We start from the raw sequence: 6,010 nt of genomic DNA on the forward strand, positions 1-6,010 counted from the left end.
ATAGGCTACATTATAAGACCATATTATAATTCATCTTCATATTTTGCAAACAAAAGTGGGAAGCGGACAACGTTATATTTGTCCGCTTTCATCTTTCAATGTATGGAGCTGTCGTAAAAAACGTTTTGTCTTTAACGATAGACCTGAATATTCATCGTAATAGGCTGAGATGATCGTTTGTAGTTGTTGTTTCGTTTCTTGTTTGACAGCGATTCGACCAATACGGGACAAATCAACGTAGTAAAAAAGGCGAAGCAGCTTCAACACCGATGAGCTCATCGATATGCGGTGTGGATCGCGCTCAAAACAGCGATGACAGAGAAATCCTCCCTCTGTAATTGAAAAAGCAAACGTTCCTTCTGTTTGTCCACAAACGGCGCAGCCGTCCAACTTCGGATACAATCCGAATGCTGGAAGGAGCTTCATTTCGTATATGTATGTCAGTACCTCAGCATCGAGCCCTTCATTCATATACGTGAGCGTTTGTAAAAGAAGTTCAAACAAATACGGATTCGGTTTTCTTTCTTCCGTTGCTTTATCTGTTAACTCCACAATATATGACGCATATGCTGTCAAAAAAATATCTTCTCGTATATGCCGCATCGTTGAAAGCAATTCCCCTTGATGCAAGCTTCCGACGCCACGGCTTTTTTGTACGAGATATATTCCGTATGTAAACATTTGCGTAACGGAAGAAAGGCGGCTGCTCGGCTTTTTCGCTCCTCGTGCCATCGCAGCAACCTTTCCCCATTCGCGCGTAAATATCGTAACGATTTTATTCGTCTCTCCGTAGTCGATTGTTCGAATAACAATTCCTTCACACTTTTCAAACATGCAACATAACCTTCCAACGTTAAAGGACGTGGTAATCTCGTTCTGCTAAGTAATACGTCTCATTATTCCCTTGCTCTTGCGTTTCGCGTTCTAACTCCTTAAATAAAAGATACGTGTCAATATTTCCTGTTTGACTAAACAGTTTCCAAGTAAAATCGAGCATCGAACCACACCTTTCTCTCGTTAGTTGACGGTGATTGAGCAGCTCATTTGTAGTTTGCCCTTCTCTTGCTGTCACGATGTCTTTTAAAATTTTACAGCCTTAATATTCGTCTTCTCGATAACCAAGATCCCGCAGCTGTCCCATTTTATTGCGCCAGTCTTTTTGCACCTTTACCCATAGTTCTAAAAAGACTTTTGAACCGAGTAGCGCCTCAATATCGATGCGCGCTCGCTGGCCGATTTCTTTTAACATTTGACCGCGCTTGCCGATAATAATTCCTTTTTGCGAATCCCGCTCAACAATAATCGTAGCCGCCACGTATACTGTATCGCTATTTTCACGGCGTTCGATCGAATCGATAACGACCGCAATCGAATGAGGCACTTCTTCTCTCGTCAAATGAAGCGCCTTTTCTCGGATAAATTCAGCAATAATGAAGCGCTCTGGATGGTCTGTTACTTGGTGCGCCGGATAATATTGTGGTCCCTCAGGCAAGTAGTTTTTAATTTGTTGCAACAACGTTTCGACATTGTTGCCTTGCAACGCTGAAATAGGAATAACTTCAGCAAACGCATGGAGCGAGCGATATTGCTCAATGAGCGGCAATAGGTCGTCCGGATGCACTTCATCGATTTTATTAATGACTAAAAACACCGGTGTTTGCACATGCTTTAAGCGCTCAATAATAAATTCATCTCCGCGACCGAGCCCTTCTACAGCGTTTACCATAAATAAAATTAAATCGACCTCTTGCAGCGCGCTTTGCGCTACTTTCACCATAAAATCGCCAAGCTTATGCTTCGGCTTATGAATGCCTGGCGTATCGATAAAAATGATTTGCGCGTCATCTGTCGTGTATACACCTTGAATTTTATTGCGCGTCGTTTGTGGCTTATCGCTCATAATCGCAATTTTTTGCCCGATGACGCGATTTAAAAATGTGGATTTTCCTACATTCGGTCTTCCGATAATAGCTACAAATCCTGACTTATATCCTTTTTTAATCATGAAACCCTCCATCGCATAACGTATGCTTACTTTTTATTTTACCAAAATATGAACACGATTTCACTACTATTTATGAAAATGTAAAGAATTTTTAAAAAATACATACAAATAAGGAGTGAAAATGGAAATTCCCACAATGACGGAAAGAAGTGCAAAAACGAGCACGGCACCAGCCGCTAAGTCTTTCGCTTCTTTCGCTAACGGCCGATACTCATCCGTCACTAAATCAACCGTCCGTTCAATGGCACTATTGACCATTTCTAAACTAATGACCGCTCCAATCGTCAGCAACAAAATCAGCCACTCCATTTTCGAAATACGAAACACCGTTGCTACGACAATGACGATGCACGCTGCTGTTAAATGAACACGCATATGTCGCTCATCGCGAACAGCAAGGCGAATACCATTTAACGCATATAACATGCTCGCAACAAATCGCTTCCAGCCCATCATTTATCATCTCGTTAAACCGAACTGTTGTAGTAATTGTTCTTGTTTTGCAAACATCACTTTTTCCTCTTCTTCCGTCTCATGATCATAGCCAAGCAAATGTAAAAAACCATGCACCGCTAAAAAACCGAGCTCACGCATAAACGAATGACCATATTGCTCCGCTTGTTCGCGCGCTTTTGGCAAAGAAATGATAATATCTCCTAGCACAGGCGGCAAGTCTGCACCGATAATCTCAATTTCTTCTTCCCCCATTTCTTCAAGCGCAAACGAAATGACATCTGTCGGCGCATCTTTCCCGCGATACTCACGGTTTATTTCACGAATTTTTTCATTGTCCACAAACGTCACACTCATCTCAGCGCCGCTCGGTACGTTCTCTTCCTTCGCAGCATGTTGCAATAACTGCTCAAGCAGCTCAAGCTGTTCCTCAGTTACTTCATTCGTTTCGTCTATAAAGTCAATGATCAACACACAAATCCCTTCTTCCTCTATGATTATTATAAAAGTGCAAAAAGGACCCACATCAACATGGGTCGCATTTACATTCCAGCTTCTTCATATGCGGCTATAATCTTGCCGACGAGCGGATGGCGTACAACATCAGCTTGCTCTAAAAAGACGAATGAAATTCCGTTTACATTCGTCAAAATGTCTTTCGCAATCGCAAGCCCGGAACGGACGCCTTTTGGCAAATCTACTTGCGAAATATCGCCGGTGATAACCATTTTCGAACCGAATCCAAGGCGAGTTAGAAACATTTTCATTTGCGAAGGCGTCGTATTTTGTGCCTCATCTAAAATGACAAATGCATCATCTAACGTGCGTCCACGCATATAGGCAAGCGGAGCAATTTCAATCGCACCGCGTTCAATTAATCGCTGTGTATGCTCATGACCAAGCACGTCATGAAGCGCATCATAAAGCGGCCGTAAATATGGATCGACTTTTTCCTTTAAATCCCCGGGTAAAAAGCCTAAGTTTTCGCCTGCTTCCACAGCTGGCCGCGTTAAAATAATTCGCTTGACTTGTCCGTTTTTCAATGCCTGGACAGCCATCACAACCGCTAAATACGTTTTCCCTGTTCCTGCTGGTCCAATGCCAAAAATTAAATCATGCCGTTGAATGGCAGAAACGTATTGCCGCTGACCGAGCGTTTTCACGCGGATCGCTTTTCCCTTTGCATTTTTGCCAACTTCTTCGTTGTACAGTTCCGCAAAGTAAGAAATCGTGCCGTTTTTGGCCATTTGTAGCGCATAAAGCACGTCCCGTTCACTAATTACAATACCTTTGCGAATGACAAGCAACAAATGGCGCAATAGCTCATCAACGAGTTCAATATGTTGTCTGTTTCCTGAAACGCTGATCGCTTCCCCGCGCGTTACAATCGAAACACCTAGTTCTTGTTCAATTCGCTTTAAGTGAATATCGTGCGTACCAAACAAAGCGAGCGCTTCATCTGCATTTTGTACGTTAGGGTAAATCGTGACAAACTGTTCCGACATTCCTCAGTCTCCTTGAATAATTGGTTGTGGTATCGCAATGTTTTCAATGACTTGGTAGTGCATTTCTACTTTTACTTTACCATTCTCCTTCGCCTCATGCAAAACTTTTTCACCTTGAATAGTCGCGTCTGCTGGCAAATTCCGTTTCAACTGCTCGCGCGCTATTCGTTTCGCTGCTAATTTAGCTTCATCATATGAATATTCCCGAACTACAATCTCTTTTTCGCGCCACACTACTTTTTCATAAGTAACAGGCAACGTCCACGTCAAAAAACGAAATGTTTTTTCATCAACTTGTTTTTCAAATTGTGAAAATTGATCTTTATTATTCCAAAAAAACGGAATTTTCCACGACAAGAGCCGAAGATAATGTGTTTCACGCTTCTTTCCTGTGAACATGTAAAACGTCGTCTTCATTGGAACGACAACTGTAGACTTGTACCATGTTTCTCCTAAAATTTGACCGCGCGCAGGCACGATCTCCGTTTGTCCTTCTTTCCCAATAAAACCTGAGACGAGCAGTTGTCCTGGAACGACGTGATCATGAACTTCTACAACCGCTTGACCTTGTTCAACAAACATATACGTAATGACTGCTTTTTTCTTCGCAACAAGATGTTGAGGAGTGTGCGATTCAGTTTGTTTCGGTTGCTTTTTTTCGACTACTTGACAATATAGCGTCGTGCCGCGCCATTCAACACCAATCCATGTAATTGTATCCATATTGTTCATAATTGTTTTTTGAATGGCCTCGGGAGTAGGGACAACAAATTGCAGCGCTCCTCGTTCAACACCGATTTTTTTCAATTGCTGCCGAACCGCATGTTCCGTTTCAGCGTTTCCTCCTGTCACTTCAATTCGCCAAACCATATTAGATAATAAAAATACAATACATATAAAAACAACTAATCCGACAACGATGCCGCTATTTTTCCATGACGCTTTCACCCAAAACGGTGCCCCTTTTCGCTCGAGAATATACAATTTACAGCCGCTTTTTCGCATCGCTATGCGCACATGACGAAGATCACGAAGAAACATATAACATGTGAGCGAATGTTCCCCTTCCCGCCTTACGCTCCATATGTATATCCCCCGTCGCGTAAATTCATTTAATAGCCGCTCTAATCCTTTTCCAACAATACGTATACGCAAGTTTCCTGACAGCCGATACATCCATTCGTTTTTCACACCCGCCCCCCCTATTCTTCCAAATACAGCACTTGGCTAATTTTCCCCTCAAGCAAAATTTCTTCAGGCAAAATCGTTTTAATGCTAAACGACTCCCCTTTAACAAGTAGCTGACCGTTTTTTAACAATAAGCGCAACTCGCGATCCGTAAATAGAAGCAAACCGCGATGATTTTCTATGTAGATGTGAATATGTCCAATCATCGTAATACGGGGGAGATCAACGATGACATCTGCCGGCAATTCCATTTGATTCGTTAGCCATTGCCGCATTTTGTTTTTCCACTTTCTTATCATAAACAAAACCCCCTTTCATCTCATATGTATGAGAGAAAAGGGGGTTATAGCACTTATTTTCTGCCAAACGGACGCTTCGCGCGCGGCGGACCAAGCACTTCAGAAAAAATTACACCTTGTACGAGCGGATGTTTAGGCAACGTTTTAGCTTTCCGCTCATATTTTACAGGTTGTTCAGACGGTGCAATATGCTTGTGTTCCTTTTCTACAACACGGTGCGACCGCCGAACATGTTCCTCTACTGACGCATTCGCCCGTTCATGAACAACTTGCGATGGTTGCTGTTGCTCTCCGACTACTTCCGTCATTTGTTTTACCCGCTTGCCAATCCACGAAAGAAAAAAGCCTAAAATAAACACGACAAATATGTTGTCAAAAAGCCAATCGATGAGCATCATCATTTACTCCTCACTTTTGCTCGTCATCAGGATGTTGTGTGAGCTTACCAATCGAATCACGCATATTTGTATCTGCCATAATGTTTTTTAAGTTCATATAGTCCATGACGCCGAGCTTGCCAGAGCGAAGCGCCTCTGCCATCGCAAGCGGTACTTGCGCTT

The 6,010-nt window shown here is 42.6% G+C and carries 10 protein-coding genes; all 10 read right to left on the reverse strand.

The annotated features are described in order from the left end of the window. Positions 1–72: 72 nt before the first annotated feature. The gene (recO, locus tag V7Z64_RS11200; RefSeq protein WP_297989293.1) at positions 73–834 is read right to left on the reverse strand and encodes a DNA repair protein RecO; all 762 of its coding nucleotides are present in this window, start codon (positions 832–834) and stop codon (positions 73–75) included. 19 nt (positions 835–853) lie between these two features. Then, positions 854–997: a YqzL family protein gene (locus tag V7Z64_RS11205; RefSeq protein WP_297989295.1), complete on the reverse strand. Its 144-nt coding sequence runs from the start codon at positions 995–997 to the stop codon at positions 854–856. Positions 998–1,096: 99 nt separating this feature from the next. Then, positions 1,097–2,005, reverse strand: coding sequence for a GTPase Era (gene era, locus V7Z64_RS11210; RefSeq protein ID WP_297989297.1), 909 nt, complete (start codon positions 2,003–2,005; stop codon positions 1,097–1,099). Between the two features lie 66 nt (positions 2,006–2,071). Further along, a complete protein-coding gene (locus V7Z64_RS11215; protein WP_297989299.1) occupies positions 2,072–2,458 on the reverse strand; it encodes a diacylglycerol kinase family protein in 387 nt (128 codons plus the stop codon). A gap of 6 nt (positions 2,459–2,464) precedes the next feature. Next, complete coding sequence (gene ybeY, locus V7Z64_RS11220; RefSeq protein WP_297989301.1) at positions 2,465–2,932, reverse strand: rRNA maturation RNase YbeY; 468 nt, start codon at positions 2,930–2,932, stop codon at positions 2,465–2,467. 68 nt (positions 2,933–3,000) lie between these two features. Further along, on the reverse strand, positions 3,001–3,963 hold the full coding sequence (locus V7Z64_RS11225; RefSeq protein WP_003393906.1) for a PhoH family protein: 963 nt from the start codon (positions 3,961–3,963) through the stop codon (positions 3,001–3,003). Positions 3,964–3,966: 3 nt separating this feature from the next. Next, positions 3,967–5,154 carry a sporulation protein YqfD gene (yqfD, locus tag V7Z64_RS11230; RefSeq protein WP_297989304.1) on the reverse strand — a complete coding sequence of 396 codons (1,188 nt, stop codon included), beginning with the start codon at positions 5,152–5,154 and terminating at the stop codon, positions 3,967–3,969. An 11-nt stretch (positions 5,155–5,165) separates the two neighbouring features. Further along, the gene (yqfC, locus tag V7Z64_RS11235) at positions 5,166–5,450 is read right to left on the reverse strand and encodes a sporulation protein YqfC (protein ID WP_297989306.1); all 285 of its coding nucleotides are present in this window, start codon (positions 5,448–5,450) and stop codon (positions 5,166–5,168) included. A 53-nt stretch (positions 5,451–5,503) separates the two neighbouring features. After that, entirely contained in the window at positions 5,504–5,851 is a 348-nt protein-coding gene (locus V7Z64_RS11240; RefSeq protein ID WP_334110446.1) for a hypothetical protein, read from the reverse strand. A gap of 7 nt (positions 5,852–5,858) precedes the next feature. Next, positions 5,859–6,010, reverse strand: a 152-nt coding sequence (locus tag V7Z64_RS11245; RefSeq protein ID WP_334110448.1) for a flotillin-like FloA family protein, incomplete at its 5' end; no start/stop codon positions are given.

The sequence above is a fragment of the Anoxybacillus sp. genome (assembly GCF_036834105.1).
Taxonomy (GTDB): domain Bacteria; phylum Bacillota; class Bacilli; order Bacillales; family Anoxybacillaceae; genus Anoxybacillus.